The sequence below is a fragment of the Haloferula chungangensis genome, from assembly GCF_042664875.1.
GTDB lineage: Bacteria > Verrucomicrobiota > Verrucomicrobiia > Verrucomicrobiales > Akkermansiaceae > Haloferula > Haloferula chungangensis.
Window position 1 is genome coordinate 332,494 of the sequence record NZ_JBHTBS010000002.1, and the last position, 18,537, is coordinate 351,030.

Annotated in this window: 12 protein-coding genes and 3 tRNA genes; 14 read left to right on the plus strand and 1 reads right to left on the minus strand. The window is 57.6% G+C overall.

The genetic code is table 11. The annotated features are described in order from the left end of the window. Positions 1-5: 5 nt before the first annotated feature. Positions 6-1,289, minus strand: a complete 1,284-nt coding sequence (locus ACFQY0_RS05315) for a hypothetical protein (RefSeq protein WP_379709981.1) — start codon at positions 1,287-1,289, stop codon at positions 6-8. Positions 1,290-1,366: 77 nt separating this feature from the next. On the opposite strand from ACFQY0_RS05315, the gene ACFQY0_RS05320 reads away from it, so the two are divergent. The 14 genes from ACFQY0_RS05320 to ACFQY0_RS05385 all read left to right on the plus strand — a co-directional run bounded on the left by ACFQY0_RS05320 (position 1,367) and on the right by ACFQY0_RS05385 (position 18,528). After that, complete coding sequence (locus tag ACFQY0_RS05320) at positions 1,367-2,167, plus strand: TIGR00282 family metallophosphoesterase (protein ID WP_379709983.1); 801 nt, start codon at positions 1,367-1,369, stop codon at positions 2,165-2,167. A gap of 223 nt (positions 2,168-2,390) precedes the next feature. Next, positions 2,391-2,465 (plus strand) — tRNA-Thr (locus ACFQY0_RS05325). Between the two features lie 51 nt (positions 2,466-2,516). Beyond that, positions 2,517-3,701, plus strand: coding sequence for an elongation factor Tu (gene tuf / locus ACFQY0_RS05330; protein WP_379709985.1), 1,185 nt, complete (start codon positions 2,517-2,519; stop codon positions 3,699-3,701). Between the two features lie 117 nt (positions 3,702-3,818). Next, positions 3,819-3,894, plus strand: a tRNA-Trp gene (locus ACFQY0_RS05335). A gap of 35 nt (positions 3,895-3,929) precedes the next feature. Further along, complete coding sequence (locus ACFQY0_RS05340) at positions 3,930-4,157, plus strand: preprotein translocase subunit SecE (protein ID WP_379709988.1); 228 nt, start codon at positions 3,930-3,932, stop codon at positions 4,155-4,157. Positions 4,158-4,190: 33 nt separating this feature from the next. Further along, positions 4,191-4,760: a transcription termination/antitermination protein NusG gene (nusG, locus tag ACFQY0_RS05345; RefSeq protein WP_379709991.1), complete on the plus strand. Its 570-nt coding sequence runs from the start codon at positions 4,191-4,193 to the stop codon at positions 4,758-4,760. Positions 4,761-4,816: 56 nt separating this feature from the next. Next, positions 4,817-5,245: a 50S ribosomal protein L11 gene (gene rplK, locus ACFQY0_RS05350; protein WP_379709993.1), complete on the plus strand. Its 429-nt coding sequence runs from the start codon at positions 4,817-4,819 to the stop codon at positions 5,243-5,245. A 93-nt stretch (positions 5,246-5,338) separates the two neighbouring features. Then, the gene (gene rplA / locus ACFQY0_RS05355; RefSeq protein ID WP_379709995.1) at positions 5,339-6,040 is read left to right on the plus strand and encodes a 50S ribosomal protein L1; all 702 of its coding nucleotides are present in this window, start codon (positions 5,339-5,341) and stop codon (positions 6,038-6,040) included. 15 nt (positions 6,041-6,055) lie between these two features. Beyond that, complete coding sequence (rplJ, locus tag ACFQY0_RS05360) at positions 6,056-6,568, plus strand: 50S ribosomal protein L10 (RefSeq protein WP_379709998.1); 513 nt, start codon at positions 6,056-6,058, stop codon at positions 6,566-6,568. Between the two features lie 137 nt (positions 6,569-6,705). Then, the gene (gene rplL / locus ACFQY0_RS05365; RefSeq protein WP_379710001.1) at positions 6,706-7,083 is read left to right on the plus strand and encodes a 50S ribosomal protein L7/L12; all 378 of its coding nucleotides are present in this window, start codon (positions 6,706-6,708) and stop codon (positions 7,081-7,083) included. A gap of 205 nt (positions 7,084-7,288) precedes the next feature. Next, entirely contained in the window at positions 7,289-11,236 is a 3,948-nt protein-coding gene (gene rpoB / locus ACFQY0_RS05370; RefSeq protein ID WP_379710003.1) for a DNA-directed RNA polymerase subunit beta, read from the plus strand. Positions 11,237-11,272: 36 nt separating this feature from the next. Further along, positions 11,273-15,538, plus strand: coding sequence for a DNA-directed RNA polymerase subunit beta' (gene rpoC, locus ACFQY0_RS05375; RefSeq protein ID WP_379710591.1), 4,266 nt, complete (start codon positions 11,273-11,275; stop codon positions 15,536-15,538). 151 nt (positions 15,539-15,689) lie between these two features. Beyond that, a tRNA-Ser gene (locus tag ACFQY0_RS05380) sits at positions 15,690-15,777 on the plus strand. A gap of 372 nt (positions 15,778-16,149) precedes the next feature. Further along, positions 16,150-18,528: a LamG domain-containing protein gene (locus ACFQY0_RS05385; protein WP_379710006.1), complete on the plus strand. Its 2,379-nt coding sequence runs from the start codon at positions 16,150-16,152 to the stop codon at positions 18,526-18,528. The last annotated feature ends 9 nt before the right edge of the window (positions 18,529-18,537 follow it).

An 18,537-nucleotide genomic window follows, 5' to 3' on the forward strand; every position in this document is an offset into this window, starting at 1 on the left:
GACATTCAGTCTGCTCGTTGAGCCTGGTAGTAGTCGCTCAAGCCTTTCGTCACGGATTCCGCATACTCTTTGAAAATCGAGGGCCGGGGTTTTCCCGCGACCTCCCTGAGGCCCTCGTAATCTCCGAGTTGGACGCGGGCGTGAACTTCCTCCGAATTCATGACGTAGGGTTCGAGGAAAACCACGGGGCAACGGTAGAGCCGGTTGGCGAGGAGGTTGCGCGCCCAGAGATAGGGGTTGTTGTCGATGTTGACCGCGCGCCTTGAGTTGGGCTCGTAGAGATAGGGGGGGAGTTGGGTTTTCTCGACGAAGGCGGCGGCCATGCTCGTTGCGAGGGCTGCTTCTTCCGGATGGATGCGTTCGACGATCTTGCGCATGATTTCAAATCGCTGGTCCTCGAGGGTGACTTCTCCATCCATGTAGGCTCCGTTCAAGATCAGGTGGAAATGGTTGTTGGTGACGAGCCGGGGAAGGAGTGGGTCGCCCCAGCCTTCGGCATTGAAGTGCAGACAGAGCACGAGATCGGGTTTGATCTCGTGGTTCACCTTGTCGCCACGGGCACGAATCTCGGCAGTGCGATAGAAAAGGCGTTCGGCGAGTTTCCGGGGCGAGTCGATGCTGCGGTCAAGTGCTTCGCTCATGAGAGACTCGGGGCGGTAGTTGGTGACGGGTTCGTTGGCGGTCCTAACAAGTGTGACATCGGCGCCGAGCGACTCGAGCATCGGCTTGAGCATTTTGGCAACCTCGAGGGTCATGCTTCCCTCTCTAACAGGTTTGCCATCGCCGACCTGAAACCAGCGTTCCTCGATTTTGGCCCACTTTCCTCCGATGTGTCCGGGGTCGATGGCGATCCGAAGGCCCTCGAGCGGTCGGCCGGCTGGCGCTGCGGGGAGTTCCCCAGCGCTTCTCCAGTAGCGTGGGCCGCTGGTATCCGGTGCTTTGGAAAACCGCAGGACGTAGGGGGCTTCCGCCTCAGCGGTCTTCACTTCGACCTGATCCGTTCCGACGACGAACCACTCCCGCCATGCCGGTGAGACGGTGAACACGGAGTCCATCATCTCAATAAATTCGCGGCGCGTGATCTTTTCCTGCCAGGCATCGAGCTCCGACCAATCCGGGGGTGGGGCGAGATCGGAAAGTCGGGGGGCGGGAACGGCGGGAGGCTCCAAAGCGGGCGGCGAATCGGAAGGGGAGGTCGTGGAGGAAATGGGTGGGGATTTCCAGAAAAGCAGCGTGATGAGTCCGAGAAAGAGGGCGGTCAGCAGGGGAATGGCGGTACGTTTGCGCATCGAAGTGAATTTGCTTGGCGGGTTGGTCTCAGGCGGTTGCGATGGTGAAGCGAACTATTATGGATTCTTTGCGCATCATGTTTCTCGGAGACGTCGTCGGTGAACCCGGACGTAAGGCAGTCATTGGGCAGTTGGCGAGCCTGCGGAAGGAGCTCGAGCTCGATTTCATCATCGTCAATGGAGAGAACGCCGCGGGAGGACGCGGCATTACGCCGAAGATCACCATCGATCTGCTGCGAGCCGGGGCGGCGGTGGTCACGACGGGCGATCACGTTTGGGACCAGCAGGACATCGTCGACTACTTTCCGACCGAACCCCGCCTGCTGCGGCCGATCAATTATCCCGAGGGAACGCCAGGTGCCGGCTGGGTCGTGCTGGAGACGGCAAAAGGGAAAATCGCGGTGATTCAGGCGCAAGGGCGGTCGTTCATTCAGCCACCATTGGAAAACCCCTTCGTCATCGTCGAGGACCGGATCGCCAAACTCAGGGAGGAGGGAGTCAAGATGATCTTCCTCGACTTTCATGCGGAGACCACCAGCGAGAAGATCGCGATGGGCTGGGCGCTCGATGGCAAAGCTTCCGTTGTGGTGGGAACCCACACTCATGTGCAAACGGCTGATGAACGGATTTTGCCAGAAGGCACCGGCTGTCTGACCGACGCGGGAATGTGCGGCCCCGAGCATTCGGTGCTCGGAAGATCGCCCGAATCGGTGGTTTGGCGATTCCGAACCGGGATGCCGACCCGCTTTCCTGTCGCCAAGGGTCCGGTCCGACTGTGCGGATTGGTCGCCGATATCGACCCGGAAAGCGGAAAATGTCTCTCGATTGAGAGACTAAATCGGCTAATCGACCTCAACGAGGGCTCAGAAGGGGCTTGAGAGGCCAAAAGGAGACCCGCTGGAACCCCTGATTTCCCTAGGGAAATCAGGAACTGGCAGGAAATCTTCTTTCCTTTTCGTTTTTTTTTGACAGGGTGGGCGGCTTTGTTAAGTTCCGCCCGCTTTTCCCGGGGGCTCACCGAGATATCGCACCAGTTTCCGACTCTCGGTCGGTGGTGAGATTTTTCAGACGGTTCTCGGGAATGGTGTCTATAGCCGACTCGCTTGTGTAGCTCAGGGGTAGAGCACACCCTTGGTAAGGGTGAGGTCGGGGGTTCAATTCCCCCCACAAGCTCCAGCGGGTATAGATGTCGAAGCGAACCAGTCCAAAGCGAACAACCAATCAATCATGGCCAAAGAAGCATTCCAGCGGAACAAACCCCACGTAAACGTCGGCACCATCGGCCACGTTGACCACGGTAAGACCACTCTCACAGCAGCGATCACCAACACCCTGGCAGAAACAGGTGGTGCCGTTGCAAAAGCATACGCAGACATCGACGCCGCTCCCGAAGAGCGTGAGCGTGGTATCACCATTTCGACCGCACACGTCGAATATGAAACCGCCAACCGTCACTATGCGCACGTTGACTGCCCAGGTCACGCTGACTACGTGAAGAACATGATCACCGGCGCCGCTCAGATGGACGGTGGTATTCTCGTTGTTTCGGCAGCCGATGGCCCAATGCCTCAGACTCGTGAGCACATCCTGCTCGCTCGTCAGGTGGGTGTTCCTGCCCTCGTTGTATTCATGAACAAGGTCGACATGGTCGACGACGAAGAGCTTCTTGAGCTCGTCGAGATGGAAGTTCGTGATCTCCTTTCCACTTACGAATTCCCTGGCGACGACATCCCGATCGTCAAGGGCTCCGCACTTAAGGCCCTCGAAGGCGATGCGGATCAGAAGGCAAACATCATCAAGCTGATGGAAGCCGTTGATTCCTACATCCCTGAGCCTGAGCGCCCAGTTGACAAGCCATTCCTCATGCCTGTGGAAGACGTGTTCTCGATCGAAGGTCGTGGAACGGTCTGCACCGGTCGTGTTGAGCGTGGTATCATCAAGAAGATGGAAGAAGTCGAAATCGTTGGTATCCGCGACACGCAGAAGACCACCGTGACCGACATCGAAATGTTCCGCAAGCTGCTCGACGAAGGTCGTGCAGGCGACAACGTGGGTCTCCTCATCCGTGGTCTCAAGAAGGACGACGTCGAGCGTGGCCAGGTCATCGTGAAGCCAGGTTCCGTGAAGGCCCACACCAAGTTCAAGGGTGAGATCTACGTTCTCTCCAAGGATGAAGGTGGTCGTCACACCCCGTTCTTCTCGAACTACCGTCCTCAGTTCTACTTCCGCACGACCGACGTGACCGGAAGCATCAAGCTCCCTGACGGAGTTGAGATGGTGATGCCTGGTGACAACGTGAATCTTGAAGTCGAGCTCATCAACCCGATCGCCATGGAGCAGACCATGCGCTTCGCGATTCGCGAAGGTGGCCGCACCGTGGGTGCAGGTCGTGTCGGTGAAATCCTTGACTAATACTCATCGGGGGTTCATGTCGGCGGTCCGCCGCCCGAACTGAATCCCTAAACTTTACGGGGCACCTTGGTGGAATCACCGGGGTGCCCCGCAATCGCCTCTTCATAGAAGCAAAAAACGGAAGTAGCTCAATTGGTAGAGTAGCGGTCTCCAAAACCGTTGGTTGTGGGTTCGAGTCCCTCCTTCCGTGCCATTTTTCCTCAGTCCCGATCTTCCTCTTTTTAAGCCATGTTCACAAAAGTCTCCCGTTTCATCGGTGAAGTGAAGGGCGAGCTCCGCAAGGCCAACTGGCCGTGGGAGTCCGACCCGAAGATCAAGGGAATCAAGAAGTACAAGGAACTCGTCGATTCGACAGTCGTTGTGCTGATTGCCACCATCCTGCTCGCAGGCTTCGTGACCTTCTGGGATTTCTTCCTTACGCAGGTCGTCTTTTTCCTTACTAAACTCGGAGGTTGATCCCCTCCAGCTTGCCAGAACTTTCCTAATTTCATGCCCGTTATTCCGCCGCCAGAAAAACAGTGGTACGTGGTTCACGTCCTCTCCGGTCAGGAGAACAAGGTCCGTGACCGTATCTACCGCAACGCTGAGGCCGAGGATCTGAGCAAATACATCTTCGAGGTCCTTGTGCCGATGGAGATGGTTTCTGAAATTCGCCGCGGCAAGAAGACCGAAACCAAGAAGAAGTTCTTCCCTGGTTACATCATCATCAACATGAACCTCCTTACCGAAGACAACCAGCTCCAGGAGGAGGCCTGGTACTTCATCAAGGAGATGGATGGAGTCATTGGCTTCGCCGGCACCAAGGATCGTCCGATCCCGATGCGCCAGAAGGAAGTGGATGCCATGCTTGGCCAAATCAAGGAGCGGGAGGAAAACGTCCGCCCCTCCATCAGTTTCGAAGTCGGAGACACCGTCAAGGTGGCCGATGGTCCATTCCAGAGCCAGACTGGCGTCGTCGAGGAGATCGATCCCGAGAAGGGCAAGCTCCGCGTCTCCGTCACCATCTTTGGCCGTTCCACTCCGGTCGAACTCGAATACTGGCAGGTTGAACGTGAATGAAGCCGATCATCCCGCATTTCTCAATTTAAACACCACCATCTCAACCACTCGAAACCATGGCCAAAGAAGTCGTTAAAGTCATCAAGCTCCAGATCCAAGCTGGAGGCGCCAACCCGTCCCCACCAGTTGGTCCTGCTCTCGGTCAGGCCGGCGTGAACATCATGGGCTTCTGTAAGGAGTTCAACGCTGCGACCCAGTCCCAGGCCGGTGAAGTGCTTCCCTGCATCATCTCCGTCTACAAGGACAAGAGCTTCACCTTCGTCACCAAGAAGCCACCCGCCGCCAACCTTCTCAAGAAGGCAGCCGGCATCGCTTCCGGATCGGGTGAGCCCAACAAGAAGAAAGTTGGCACCATCTCCAAGGCCAAGCTCATGGAAGTGGTCGAAATCAAAATGCCCGACCTGAACACCGCTGATCCTGAAGCCGCTGCCCGCATCCTTGCCGGCACCGCCCGTCAGATGGGTCTCGAAGTCGAAGGCTTCTAAATCACTCTCCGACACCCCGCTCAGGCGGGGGTCGATCTCAACCGCAGGAGGGTCTTGCATCCGCAGGATCCGTCCGCACTGCATCACAAAAAAATGGCTAAACACCGCAGCAAACGCTACAAGAAAGCTGCCGACCTCGTTGAGGAAGGCAAGTCCTACGGTCTGGATGAGGCCTTTGGCACCCTGAAGAAATTCCCGGCACCAAAGTTCGACCCAACCGTCACCGTATCCTTCCACCTCGGCGTGGATCCCCGCAAGAGCGACCAAATGGTTCGTGGTTCCGTTTCCCTGCCACACGGCACCGGTAAAAACGTCCGCGTCTGTGTGTTCGCCGCAGGAGCCGCCGCCGAAGCCGCCACCGCCGCTGGTGCCGAGCACGTCGGATTCGAAGATCTCATCAAGAAGGTCCAGGGTGGATTCACCGACTTCGATGTCGCCATCGCCACTCCCGAAGCGATGACCGAAGTTCGTAAGATCGCTCGTGTCCTCGGTCCCCGTGGCCTGATGCCAAACCCGAAGACCGGCACCGTGACCGACGACACCGCCAAGGCGGTGACCGAAGTGAAGGCGGGTCGGATTGACTACAAACTCGACAAGAACGGCAACGTCTCCGGATCCATCGGCAAGGCTTCCTTCAACGAAGGTGCGCTTGCAGAAAATGCCGCGGCATTCATCGACAGCGTGAAGCGCGCCAAGCCTGCTTCCGCCAAGGGCAACTACATTCAAAGCGTCACCGTGGCCGCCTCGATGTGCCCGGGCCTGCCGCTTGAAAAGTCCCTCTACTCCATCATCTAAACCACCTGATCCGACATGAATCCTGATAAGAAAATCATCATCGATGACTTGCTCGAGCGGGTGAATGGTTCGCCATTCCTGCTGGTGATCGAATACACCGGCATGACGGTTCCTCAGTTCTCCGAACTTCGGACTCGTCTTTCCGCCAATGGCGCCGAGTGCCACGTTGCCAAGAACACCTACATGAAAAAGGCGCTCGCCGAGGCCGGTCTTCCCGATACGGGCGATCAACTCGTCGGTCAGACCGCCTTTGTGACAGGTGCCGAGGACGTCGCAGCTGCCGCCAAGGTCCTCAAAACCTTTGAAAAGGAGTTCAAGAAGCCTGCCATCAAGCTTGGCATCCTCGATGGAGCAATCCTCGACGAAGCCCAGGTTAAGGCCATCGCCGAACTTCCTTCCCGCGAGGTCATGCTCGCCACCTTGCTGGGCGTCATCAACGCGCCTGCAAGCAAGCTGGTCCGCACCCTCAACGAACCTGCTTCCTCGCTCGCACGAGTGCTGCAGGCCAAGTTCAACCCAGAAGGCTGAATTTACACAATCTGAACGGATGGTGGCGGCTCTCCGCTGTCACCTGAACACACAATGGTTCCTCGTCGGAGGCGCAGCTGCGTTTCTGAAATGTCCGGTGGCTACCGGGTGCGACGATACCGCAATGGAGAAATACAATGGCTGATATCGCAAAAATTGCTGAAGAACTGGGCAAGCTTACCGTCTTGGAAGCTGCCGAACTCGTTAAACAACTCGAAGAAGAGTGGGGCGTTTCCGCCGCTGCTCCTGTTGCTGCTGTAGCTGCCGGCCCTGCCGCTGCTGCTGAAGCTGCTGAAGAGAAAACTGACTTCGACGTCGTCCTGACCGACGGTGGTGGAAACAAGATCGCTGCCATTAAGGCAGTTCGTGAAGTTTCTCCTGGCCTTGGTCTTGCTGACGCCAAGAAGTTGGTCGAAAGCTGCCCAGCTAAGATCCTCGAAGGTGCTCCTAAGGAGGCCGCCGAAGCCGCCAAGAAAAAGCTTGAAGAAGCTGGCGCCAAGGTCGAGCTCAAGTAACCCACGTGGTTTTCAGATTTCGGGAGTGTCTCATTCCGAGACACTCCCGGAGTCGCCACCGGCACCGGCGAAAGCCGTCGAGACCCCCTTTCGACCGTTTTCGCCGATTCCGGAAAAATTTTCCATCTCCCGCTAATCAGTTTCCGCCCGGCCGTAATACGACCGGGCTCAATCCGCACTCCGCATCCGCAATACCCCAGACACCATGGCCGACCGTCTCCAATTCGGGAAAATCGAGGAAGTCATTGAGGCTCCCAACCTCATCGAAGTTCAAAGCCGTTCATACGAGGATTTCCTTCAGAAGGAAGTATCCGCCGGTGACCGAAGCGACACCGGCCTGCAGGCCGTTTTTCGTGAAGTTTTTCCGATCAAAAGTTACGACGAAGCAATCGAACTCGACTTCGTTGCTTATGATATCGAGGAACCCAAGATCACGTCCCTTGGCTCCCTCCGCAATGGTGAGAGTTTCTCCGCTGCCCTCTACGTGACCTTCAAGCTGAAGGACGAAACGGGTGTGAAAAAGGAGCGCGTCTACATGGGTGAGCTTCCGATGATGACCCGCCGCGGCACCTTCATCATCAACGGCGCCGAGCGCGTCATCGTTTCCCAGCTTCACCGTTCGCCCGGTATCTGCTTCGAGACTTCCCAGCACCTCAACGGCAAGACCCTCCACTCGTTCCGGATCATTCCTGACCGGGGATCATGGCTCGAAGTGCAGTTCGATACGAACGATCTTCTCTACGTCTACCTCGATCGCCGTCGTCGCCGTCGCAAGTTCCTCGCCACCACCTTCCTGCGTGCGATGGGCTACCCGACCGACCGCGATATCGTCACCCATTTCTACACCATCGAGAAGCTGAAGCTCTCGGAGAAGGCTGATGAAACCGAGCTCGGTCACAAGGTGCCTTTCGAAGACGTGCTCGATGGCGAACTCGTCGTTTCCAAAGCCTACGAACCGCTCACTCTCGGCATCGTCAAGCAGCTCATCGCGCTTGGTCACAAGAACATCGAGGTGATCGACGGCCGTGAGGATGAAATTCTTCTCAAGTCACTCCGCAAGGACCCGGCTCACGACGAAGACAGCGCCCTCAAGGACATCTACCGCAAGCTGCGCCCAGGAGATCCTCCGACCGCTGCCAATGCCCGCGCGCTTCTGAAGCGTCTCTTCTTTGATCCGAAGAAGTATGACCTGACCCGCGTCGGTCGTTACAAGATCAACAGCAAGCTCGAAAGCAAGGTCGATTCCGACCAGCGCATCATGGTTCCCGAGGATTTCCTTGGTGCCGTGAAGTATCTCCTCCGCCTGAAGAAAGGTGAGGGAGTTATCGACGATATCGACCACCTTGGTTCACGCCGCGTGCGTGCCGTGGGTGAATTGCTCGCCAACCAGTGCCGTGTCGGCCTCGCCCGCACCGAGCGCCTGGTCAAGGAGCGCATGACTTTGTTCGATGTGAACATCGAAGGCATGACGCCGCAGAAGCTCATCAACCCGAAGGCGCTTTCCGCCGTGGTGCGTGACTTCTTCGGTCGTTCGCAGCTTTCGCAGTTCATGGACCAGACCAACCCGCTCGCCGAGCTGACGCACAAGCGTCGTCTCTCGGCCCTCGGACCTGGTGGTCTGAACCGCGACCGTGCCGGCTTCGAAGTTCGAGACGTGCACCCGTCGCACTACGGCCGTATCTGCCCGATTGAGACCCCGGAAGGTCCGAACATCGGTCTGATCAACTCGATGTGCACCTACGCTCGGATCAACGAGTTTGGTTTCATCGAAACCCCGTATCGTCGCGTGAAGGACGGCAAGTGCAGCAATGAGATCGAGTATCTCACCGCTGACCAGGAAGAAAAGTTCCTCATCGCCCAGGCAAACAACCCGATCGACAAGGACGGCAAGTTCCTCAACGAAAAGGTCACGGCCCGTGAAGCGGGTGGTGAGTTCATCGAAGTGGGACCGACCGACGTCGACTACATGGACGTTTCGCCGAAGCAGCTCGTTTCCGTGGCTGCCGGTCTGATTCCATTCCTCGAGCACGATGACGCCAACCGCGCCCTCATGGGATCGAACATGCAGCGCCAGGGTGTGCCGCTTCTCGTTTCCGAGTCGCCCTTCGTCGGTACGGGTCTCGAAGGCAAGACCGCTCGTGATTCCCGTTCGGTCGTCGTTTCCGAAATGGACGGTATCGTCGCTGCTGCGACCGCCGAAATCATCGTGACTTCGCCTGATGGCAAGTTGCCGGTCGCTGACGAAAAGTTCCTTTCCGATCCCGAGACGGTGAAGACGGACGTCGCGAAAGGCATCATGGCCTATCCGCTGCGCAAGTTCATGCGTTCAAACGCAGGCACCTGCATCAACCAGAAGCCGATCGTCAAGGTCGGTGCCAAGATCAAGAAGGGAGACGTCCTTGCAGACGGTCCCAACACCGAGAATGGTGAGCTGGCACTTGGCCGCAACGTGCTGGTCGCCTTCATGCCTTGGAACGGCTACAACTTCGAGGATGCCATCGTCATCTCCGAGCGCGTGGTAAAGGAAGATGTCTACACGTCGATCCACATCTCCGAGTTCGAAGTCGCTGCCCGTGACACCAAGCTGGGACCTGAAGAAATCACCCGTGATATTCCAAACGTCGGTGAGGAAGCCCTCAAGAATCTCGACCACGACGGCATCGTCCGGATCGGTGCCGAGGTGAAGCCGGGTGACATCCTCGTCGGCAAGATCACACCGAAGTCCGAGACCGAGCTGGCTCCGGAAGAACGCCTGCTTCGTGCGATCTTCGGTGAGAAGGCGGCAGACGTGAAGGACACCTCGTTGCGTGTTCCATCCGGCTGCACCGGCATCGTTCAGGATATCCGCGTGGCATCCCACGGACTGGCCGCCCGTCGCGCCGAAAAGGTCGATCCCGCCGAGCTCAAGAAGCAGCTCAAGAAGATCAACGACGAGCACAAGAAGAAGTCCGACAAGCTGACCGACGACCTGACGGAAAAGCTTTCCGACATCCTGCTTGGCGAGAAAATCCCGCTTGATGTGGTCAATGCCCAGACGGGTGAGATCATCATCCCTGCGAACCGCAAGATCACCAAGACCCTGCTTCGCAAGCTTGCATCGGTCCACGATCACATCGAAATCGATCCTTCTCCGATCCGTAACAAGATCCTCGAGATCATCAGCTCCTTCGAAGGTCGCTTCTCCGAACTCGACACCGAGCGCGAGCGCAAGCTCGACCAGCTCGAGTCCGGTGATGAAGTCGATCCCGGCGTGATCAAGGAAGTGAAGGTCTTCGTTGCCGCCAAGCGCAAGCTTTCGGTGGGTGACAAGATGGCCGGCCGCCACGGTAACAAGGGTGTGGTCGCGACCATCGTCCCTGAGGAAGACATGCCTTACCTCGAAGACGGAACTCCGGTCGATATCTGCCTCAACCCACTCGGCGTGCCATCACGTATGAACGTCGGACAGGTCCTTGAAACGCACCTCGGCGTCGCTGCCTGCGCGCTGGGCTTCAAGGTCGGAACACCGATTTTCGATGGTATCCACGAAAGCAAGATCTGGGACTACATGTCCGAGGCCAAGACCGTCGATGGAGTCAATATCATCGGCGACAATGGCAAGGCGCGTCCGCGCAAACCGGGTGAGCCGGAAACCCGCGGATTCACTTGGATCGGCGACGGCAAGGACGGTTCCACTGGTGGTAAGTCGACTCTGATCGACGGCCGCACCGGCGAAGCCTTCCACCAACCCGTCGTGGTCGGCATGATCTACATGCTGAAGCTGGGTCACCTTGTGGCCGACAAGATCCACGCACGTGCCGTTGGTCCCTACTCGCTCGTCACCCAGCAGCCGCTTGGTGGTAAGGCCCAGTATGGTGGTCAGCGCTTCGGGGAAATGGAGGTCTGGGCGCTCGAAGCCTACGGCGCCGCTTATTGCTTGCAGGAACTCCTGACGGTGAAGTCGGACGACGTGCAGGGCAGAACCCGGATTTACGAATCCATCGTCAAGGGCGACAACAACCTGGAAGCCGGCACTCCGGAATCCTTCAACGTCCTTATCAAAGAAATGCAGTCGCTCGGTCTGGACGTCCGTCCCGGCAAGCGTGGTTCCGAACTGGGAGGAGTTCCCGCCGATCTTGGCGATGACTTCTCGCTCGACGACCTTACCCTCTAATCGCCCGCAACCAACCGACTTAATTAGCTATACATTATCATGAGTGTTGACACCAACCTTCGCGAACTTTTCGGCGTGGACGACAAGCCGGATGCCTTTGATCAGGTATCCATCACCGTTGCTGCACCAGACGTCATTCGTTCCTGGTCCAAAGGCGAAGTAAAGAATCCTGAGACGATCAACTACCGGACCTTCAAGCCCGAGAAGGGCGGTCTGTTCTGTGAGCGAATCTTCGGCCCGACCCGTGACTGGGAGTGTGCCTGCGGAAAATACAAGCGCATCAAGCACAAGGGTGTGGTCTGCGACCGTTGCGGCGTTGAAGTGACCCTGAGCCGCGTTCGTCGTGAGCGCATGGGCCACATCGAGCTCGCCGTGCCTGTTTCGCACATCTGGTTCTACAAGTGCATGCCATCGCGCATCGGCTTGGTTCTCGATATCAGCGCCCGTCACCTCGAGCGCGTGATCTACTACGAGGACTACATCGTTACCGATCCAGGCAACTCGCCCCTTGAGCTCGGCCAGCTGCTTACGGAAAACGAGATCCGTGAAGCCGAAGACGCCTATGGCGACGGATCATTCCGTGCCGGGATGGGTGCGGAAGCGCTTCAGGACCTCCTCGGTCAGGTCGACCTCGCCGAACTTCAGGTGAAGCTTGAAGAAGAACTCGAGACGACCCGTTCCAAGCAAAACAAGAAGAAGCTCTCGAAGCGCCTTAAGATTGCCCAGGGATTCGCCGGCTCCAAGTCGCGCCCGGAATGGATGATCATGATGGTTCTTCCCGTGATCCCGCCGGACCTTCGTCCGCTGGTTCCCCTTGAAGGTGGCCGCTTCGCGACCTCCGACTTGAACGACCTCTACCGTCGCGTCATCAACCGCAACAACCGTCTCAAGAACCTCCTCCAGCTCAAGACGCCGGAGGTCATCATCCGCAACGAGAAGCGCATGCTTCAGGAAGCGGTCGATGCACTCTTCGACAACGGTCGTCACGGCCGTGCCGTCACTGGTGCTGGCAATCGTCCGCTCAAGTCCCTCAGCGACATGCTCAAGGGTAAGGGTGGTCGTTTCCGTCAGAACCTTCTCGGTAAGCGCGTCGACTACTCCGGTCGTTCGGTCATCGTCGTGGGTCCCGACCTCAAGCTCAACCAGTGCGGTCTTCCCAAGAAGATGGCGCTGACTCTGTTCGAACCCTTCATCATCCGTCGCCTCAAGGAACTCGGCTACTGCCACACAGTTCGCTCGGCGAAGAAGATGATCGATCGCAAGACCACCGAAGTGTGGGACATCCTCGCCGAAGTGACCAAGGGTCACCCGGTGATGCTCAACCGCGCACCGACGCTTCACCGTCTCTCGATTCAGGCTTTCGAACCGAAGCTCATCGAAGGATCGGCGATCCGCGTTCACCCGCTCGTCTGCACCGCTTACAACGCGGACTTCGACGGTGACCAGATGGCGGTGCACGTGCCGCTCTCGGTCGAGGCCCAGATGGAAGCGCGTCAGCTGATGCTTGCGCCTAACAACATCTTCTCGCCTGCATCCGGACGTCCGATCACGACGCCATCACAGGACATCATTCTTGGTTCCTACTACCTCACTTGGGCGCCGAACCGGACTCAGAAGGATCGTGAGAAGGAAGAACACCTTCCGTTGTTCGAGAACTCCTCGGAGGTCGAATACGCGATTGCTTCCCGCAAGATCGGCTACCACTCGTGGATCCGTCTTCGCAACCCGGACTTCGGCAAGGATACGGTGTTTGGTTACAAGGGTCAGGAATTGACCGATGAGGAAAAGGCCAAGAAGAGCTCGCTTCAACGGGCGCTCGACGAAGGCAAGATCATCGAAACCACTCCGGGACGTGTTCGTTTCAACGAAATCTGGCCTGAAGGCATGGGATTCATGAACATGACCGTCGGCAAGAAGCAAATGGGTGATGTGATCTGGCGTTGTTACCAGGTCGCCGGCCAGAAGGGCACCGTCGCGACACTCGACGAACTCAAGAGCCTCGGCTTCAAGGAGGCCTCCCGCTCGGGAACTTCGATTGGTATCGTCGACATGGTCGTGCCGGAAGAAAAGCCAGCCGTCATCGCCGATGCCTACGCCCAGGTCGAGAAGGTTACCAAGCAGTACCGCAACGGTGTGATCACCGACGGCGAGCGCTACCAGAAGGTCGTCGACATCTGGACTCATGCTTCGGACACGATCGCTTCGGCGCTCTACCGCAAGCTGGAGCACAACGACGGCAAGCCTGGAGTCAGCCCGCTCTTCATGATGGTCGACTCCGGTGCTCGTGGTAACAAGTCGCAGATCAAGCAGCTCTCGGGTATGCGCGGTCTGATGGCCAAGCCATCCGGTGAAATCATCGAACGTCCGATCACCTCGAACTTCCGTGAAGGTCTGACGGTGCTTGAATACTTTATTTCGACTCACGGTGCTCGTAAGGGTCTCGCGGATACCGCGCTCAAGACGGCCGACTCGGGTTACATGACCCGTAAGCTCGTCGACGTGGCTCAGGACGTGATCGTCACCAAGCATGACTGCGAAACCGTCAACGGAATCCTCGTCCAGCCGATCTACGACGGTGACGAAGAGTCCGCCTCGCTCGCAACCCGCATCTACGGCCGAGTCTCCTGCGAGACGGTCAAGGATCCGGTTTCGGGTGAAGTGATTCTCGCCAGCGACGAGATCATCGATGAAACGATGGCCTCAGCGGTTGAACGCATCGGTTACGAGAAGCTCAAGATTCGCTCGGTTCTCACCTGCGAAGCGGAGCGTGGTTGCTGTGCGAAGTGCTACGGCCTCAACCTTGCCACCGGCAAGGGTGTGAAGATCGGTGAAGCTGTCGGCATCATCGCCGCCCAGTCGATCGGTGAGCCGGGAACCCAGCTGACCATGCGTACCTTCCACGTTGGTGGTGTGGCGACATCGGCCTTCAAACAGCCGATCATCAAGGCTCGTAACAGCGGTCACGTGGTTTACAAGGACCTCCGCACGGTTGAGAGTGCCGACGGCAAGTGGGTTGTTCTCAACAAGAACGGATCGCTTTCCGTTCGCGACAAGGACGGCCTCGAGCTCGAAAGCCACAACATCGTCATCGGTTGCGAAATCGAGATCAAGGATGGTGAAGACGTCAAGAAGGGCGACACGGTTGCCACTTGGGATCCCTACAACGTTCCGATCATTACCGAGAAGGCTGGTAAGGTGGAGTTCCGCGATATGATCGCCGGCATCACCGTTCAGTCCGAAACCGATAAGGAAACGGGCAAGAAGGGGATGGTCGTCACCGAGCACAAAGAGGACTTGCACCCGCAGGTTGTCGTGCTTGATCCGAAGACCAACGAAGTCCGCGCCAGCTACTCGATCCCCGTCGGTGCTCACCTTTCCGTTAAGGAAAATGAGACCATCACCGGGGGCACGCAGCTCGCCAAGACGCCACGTAAGGTCGCCCGCACCAAGGATATTACCGGTGGTCTTCCACGGGTTGCCGAGCTTTTCGAAGCCCGCAAGCCAAAGGATGCCTGCGTGATCGCCAAGATCGACGGTGAAATCTCCTTCGGCGGCACCGTCCGCGGTAAGAAGAAGGTCATCGCGACCGATCCGGAAAGCGGCGAAAGCGTCGATCACCTCGTGCCCATGGGCCGCCACATCATCGTCACCGAAGGTGATCAGGTGAAACGTGGTGACCAGATCACCGAAGGCCCCGTGTCTCCGGAAGATCTCCTCGAAGCCTGCGGAGCGCAGGAACTTCAGGAGCACTTGGTCAACGAAGTGCAGTCGGTCTACCGCGTCCAGGGCGTGGAAATTAACGACAAGCACATCGAGATCATCATTCGCCAGATGCTTCGCAAGGTGAAGATCACCGATCCTGGTGATGCCGATCAGTACCTCTGGGGTGACCAGGTCGATCGTTCGACCTTCATCAAGGTCAACGAAGAGATCGTCGCCAACGGTGGTAAGCCGGCCGAAGCCGAGCCCGTGCTTCTTGGTATTACCAAGGCCTCGCTTGAAACCGACTCGTTCATCTCCGCGGCGTCCTTCCAGGACACCACCCGCGTGCTGACCGAAGCGGCAACCCTCGGTAAGGTCGACTACCTCACCGGCTTCAAGGAGAACGTGATCATGGGTCACCTGATCCCAGCCGGCACTGGCTTCGATTGTCACCGCGACAGCGAGATCGAGTTCACGGTGGAAGAGCCCGAGCCGATCATCATCGAGCCTGATGAGAACGATGGAATCGAGATTCCATTGCCATCTGACGAAGCTGCTCGACTTGCCGCTGAAGCCAGCAACTCGGCAGAGACGGCCTGATCGCCCTGCTAGAATATTCCAAAGCCGGCCTCGTGAGAACGGGGCCGGCTTTTTTTTATGGAGAGATGATGGGCTAAACCTTTGCCCCGGGGACGAGTTTTACTTGAAGCTTGGGCTGAGACGTTGCAAATCTCCGTCGGCCAAGCGCACCGGAGGGGTGGCAGAGTGGTCTATCGCGTCAGTCTTGAAAACTGAAGTAGGGCAACCTACCGTGGGTTCGAATCCCACCCCCTCCGCCATTTCTCTTAGAGCCTGGATTGGCAAGCGCCGGCAGATGGGGCCGATGGTCCTTGAGTGGTTTCCCCTCGGACACGACCCATCGGTCATCTCATCAGGGGATGGGTTGTGGGCGCGGTTCGACGCGCCGAGGTTATCGAGATAACTGTGGGTTGCCGGGAAGTTGAGGGGCGTTTTCAAAGCGAATCTGGAATTGGGCTGGTATTCCCTCAGGCCATTCGGCTAAATGCTAATGTTGAATGGTATACGGCGATAAGTCGTATGCCGTACAGCACTGGAAAAACCAAAATTGACCCATTCTCATGATGAAATTGAAAGCAATCACGGCTGCAATCGTGACGGCCTGCAGCTCATTTGCAGGGGCTGCCCCAATCTTGCACTGGACACTTGACGAAGCCTCAGGCCTGGAAGCCTACGATTCTTCCGGAAACGAAATTCATGGCACCTGGGCGGGGGTGTTAGGCAGTCCCGGTTGGATGCCGGGAGAGGGAATGGACGGAGGATCGGTCTACGTTTCGGGTGCCAATGCGGATACTTTCATCAACGACACCTTCTCGCAGGTCACCAGCACCCCACTGACGATTTCGGTGTGGGTCAAGACAACGGCATCTGCGAGCGCCGGCCTCGTCTATCTTGGCAACGGAGCGACCGGGAATTCCTACTATGTCATGAGGACTGCTGATACGGCAGCCCGGTTGAGTGCCCGGAATACCACTGAACAGCGACTGAGCGGCGGGGTGATCAATGATGGAGAGTGGCACCATGTTCTTGGCGTCTATGCCAGTCCTACCGAGCGCAGTTTGTATGTGGACGGAATCTTCGTGGGAACCCAGGCCAGCGAAGTGACGGAAGTCACGCTGACGCGCTTCGGAATCGGAGGCCTGACCCGCAACACGCCCCATGCTCCGGTGGACTTGTTTACGGGTGAACTTGACGACGTGGCCCTGTGGGACTCGGCACTCTCTGCGGCTGAAGTGGCCGGTCTTCACGGGCTCGGGACCCATGGCGGCGGAAATGCCGCTGATCTCGACACATTGATGGATGGATTCGCGGCAAAAAGTGATGTCCAGATCCGAGGGATCGATTGGGAATACACGACGGGTCTGGAAGGCCCTATCGGAACAACCGGAGGCAGCATTCTTGGGCGCAATGCCTTCATCGTCCTCGATGAAGAAGGTAATGGGATGAAGGTCCCAGGAATTCCCGGAAATCCTGTCGTGACACTTTTCGAGTCGTCAGAAGAAACGATCTTCTTTGGTGAAGATGTCACCTTGTCGTGGGACGTGGAGAACGCGACGGCGATCTCGATTGATCAATCGATCGGCTCGGTTGCCAATCCAAGCGGATCGCTGATTGTCTCGCCAGAGGAGTCGACGACCTACACGTTGGAGGCGACTAATGGAAATGGCACCTCCTTTGGCCAGGTCACAGTGACGGTGATTCCCGAACCGATCATTCACAGTTTTACGGCTTCGAAACTCGTGATCTTCGATGGGGAAGAGATCAGTCTCAACTGGGACGTGGAGAATGTCGTGGAAATTGACATCAACCAAGGGGTGGGGGCGTTCACGGATCCTGTCGGCAATACCCTGGTTTCCCCCAGTGAGACGACGCTTTACACCCTGACGGCATACAACGACCAAGCGGAGTCCACTGCACAAGTCGAGGTCACCGTCTACCCGGCTCTTCCGCCGCGGGAGTTGCTTCTTCACTGGCCCCTCGATGAATCGGAGGGCAGTTCCGCGACAGACTTGGCGGGCGATAATCCGGGTAGCTTTCTTGAGACGGGTGGAACCATCAGCCGAACCGGTGGTTTGATCGGTTCCGGTGCGGTGACCTTCCCTGGTGCGAGTGATGTCGCTGTCCGGGCCTACACCCAGTTGGTGGAAGGCTACCCGTTCGTGATGAGTGCTTGGATCAAGGTCAACGCCATCGGAAACCAGACCTTCGCAACCCTCGGAACGGGAAGCAATTTTCAGTATCAATCGATGCGCGTATTCAACGGCACCAGCGGGGTCATGACACGAAACAGTGGAAGCTTCGAACAGTTCGGACCTGATGTGAACGACGGCCAATGGCACTCGATTGTCGGCGTCTACAGTCATCCAAGCTCCCTCAGTCTTTACGTCGACGGGGTATTCGCGGGCGAGCGGACCACTGACAGTGGCGCCTATAATCTAACGGACCGCTTCTCCATCGGAGCGCTCGACCGAAGTGATACCAGCGTGGTGGATGGATTCAACGGCAGTGTCGACGATGTCAGTTTCTGGCGCGGTGTTTTGAGTGCTTCGGAGGTGGCGGTCCTGCACGGTGGTGCCGCAGGGCTCGGCTTGAACGCAAGCGAAGTCGCTGCCCTTCTAACGGCTTTCGACGAGCAGCAGGCTGTCACGGTGGCCGGTGTGGTGTGGACTCCAGTGAGCGAATTGACGGGGATTGCCGGTGCTACGGCAGGTTCCCTGCCAGGCGGAGCAAGTATCGTGATGGATGATCTCGGAAATGGGATGATGACGGGCACGGTGGTTCCTGAAGAAGATTTCCACATCATCAGCATCGAGCGTGACCTCAGCGGAACAACCCTCGTCTGGACGGGTGCGGCCGATGATGTCTACTCCATCGAATTCAGCACGGACCTTCTTGACTGGAGTGATGTCGTGGCAAGCGGTGTGGCATCTCAAGGAGAGACGACAAGCTACAAGGACACGGATAGTGACCGCTTGAACGAATCCAGGGGATTCTACCGGGTGCTGCGTTGAGCGGTTCCA